This window comes from Rothia sp. HMSC066H02 (assembly GCF_001814995.1).
In the GTDB taxonomy this organism is placed as follows: domain Bacteria; phylum Actinomycetota; class Actinomycetes; order Actinomycetales; family Micrococcaceae; genus Rothia; species Rothia mucilaginosa.
The window spans coordinates 1-2315 of sequence record NZ_KV818686.1; the positions used below are offsets into that span (position 1 = coordinate 1).

Annotated in this window: 1 protein-coding gene; it reads left to right on the plus strand. The window is 39.2% G+C overall.

The features are described from left to right. Positions 1-303 precede the first annotated feature (303 nt). Positions 304-2211 (plus strand): hypothetical protein, encoded by a 1908-nt coding sequence (locus HMPREF2999_RS07095; protein ID WP_070675715.1) that lies wholly within the window; start codon positions 304-306, stop codon positions 2209-2211. Positions 2212-2315: the final 104 nt, after the last annotated feature.

Genomic DNA, 2315 nt, shown 5'->3' on the forward strand with positions numbered 1-2315 from the left:
TCGGCGCGGAGGAAGTGTGTAGCGAACCGCCGCTGTAAATGGTTGCCGCAAGCCGCATACGCTACCCGGCGCCCATGAATTGAATATGAGAATGCCGCCGCACCCTCCCGAGTTTCGGGGGAGTGCGGCGGCATTTCCTTTTTCACTGTAGAGGTGAGGCTGATGTTTTGGCTTTGAGCGTGCGCCGACAAGGCTTTATGCCAGTGTTTGCTTCACATTTTTATATAATGGGTGAGGCTGGCCGCAGGAGGCCAGTGCCATTGTATGACGACACACGTACATCTAGTTTCAAGGAGGAAGAGTATGGCAGAAGAGCTGCCACAGAATTCATCAGGCTCTCAGGTTGCATCGAAAGATTCCGGTGTTAGCTCTGAGGGGCAATTGTCTAACCAGACTGGGGAAAGTGTTGCAGTGCAGAGCAATCAGGAATCTCAATCATCAGGCAGTCAAAACAATCAGAATAATAAAAAATATGATTTGGGTGTTCTCTTTGTTCATGGAATTGGATTCCAGAAGCCTGGGGAAACGTTTAAAACAATGTATGAACCTATAAAGGAAAAAATTGATTCGCAAGAGAGTGTCTCTTTTAAAGAAATAAGTATCAATTCACCTCTTTCAAGAAGTGCTAAAATTTCTACCGATAGCAATGATATTAATGTTGTTTTCAGGGAATCTTACTGGCATGACTATCCCTCCAAAAAATCATTGAAATTAAGACTTAGGGAATCTCTTGAATGGAGTGTGATTATAGGTCTATATAGAATATTAATTTTAAAATTTCTTCAATTCCGGGTATCTACAGTTACTTTCAATCTATTGACTGGTGTTATTTTTACAATGATACTATTTGGGATTTTAAAGATTCCATTAGATGAAAAAATCCCCGCCGTAATAAATATTGGCATGTCTCATATTGGAGCACTAATTCTTGCTGAGGTTATTTTCGTGATATTATTCTATCGGCGGCAGATTTGCTCTCTTTATAAGCAGGTCCAGAACAATGTATCTAATTCTTCAACAAAATATGAGAAGAGGGTTTTAGACAGTATTGAGCGAATGGTGAATGACGCTGATAGGCTATTGGTTATATCTCATTCAATGGGGGGATACTTATCATATAAATCGCTATCTAATATCCTTAAGAGAAGAAAATATTCTGAGCCGATTCGGTTTGTTGGGTTGGGTAGTGGGCTGGGGCCAATGTCGATCATTAATGAAAGTAAAAAATTTAAACATAAATGCTGTCAGTCATTAATCTATACAATGCTGGCTCTCATTAATTGTTTGCTCTGGGTTAATATTTGGATGAATTTAATGCGGGTATTTGGTAGTGGTAAGAGTACATTTCTTATTATCTATAATTTGGGTATAAATATTTACTTGTTTTTGGCAATTAATGCCATTGTACTGGCTTTAATTTATATATATGTTTATTTTGTGCTGAATAAGAAGTATAGAGTGTTGTTTGAGGGTACTTATACTAAACTGCATGAGCATTATGAATTCTATTATCCTGCTGACCTTGTGGGTAATACGTCTAGGTTTACGTACTCAAAAGATATTAAAAACATTCGGGTCGATGACAGTTCGAAACTAAATATTCTGTCTGTCGCGTTTGGTCGGGCTGTTTTTGCGCATGACATGAGGAAATATATTGAAAATAGCCGAGTTCTTGGTTTTATATACATCTTGGTTACCTCTCCAGGTGGGGCTAAGTCGGCCATAAATAAGGAAATTAAAAATATTTCAAGTATTTATGCCAAAGCCTGGGTTGCCTATATTGCATCTGGAATCGTTGCTTATTTTATTTTAGTATTATTTTTCAGCGAAGCCATGCAGAATCCATGGTTGGGTACCTTGTATATAATTCCAGTACTTATATTTTTTGAGTATGTAGCTTATTTTATTTCCTACGCTCTCATTAATTTTATTGGGTGGGTAGCTGAACTGTGTTTTAAATATTTGGTTAAAAGTGAGAATGTCAAGAATGATAACCCTCAGCAAGAGAGAGATATTGAATTGGCCAACGTTATTGCGCGGGCGATGGTAATTTTTAGTATGTCGCCGATACTTACAATCTTGGCATTGAATCGTCTGGATACGATAGTGTTAGAGGTCGCATTCTGTTTTGCTATATTTGCCACCTTCATTTTATTGGCTACTGGTGTAAAATCGGCGGTATTTTCTTTACGCAAATATTTACGTGGTTAGATTTCTTCAAATCAGCATGCGGCGCGTACGTGTAAGGCTTCCTGCTCCGGTGCGATGCGGTGATGCTACGCCTTCCGGATGCGCCCTCAGGGTGCCCGAGCTCT

What these genes read in the sequence shown, in the direction of transcription:
- HMPREF2999_RS07095 (WP_070675715.1), top strand. Translation starts at nt 304, where the DNA reads ATGGCAGAAGAGCTGCCACAGAATTCATCAGGCTCTCAGGTTGCATCG.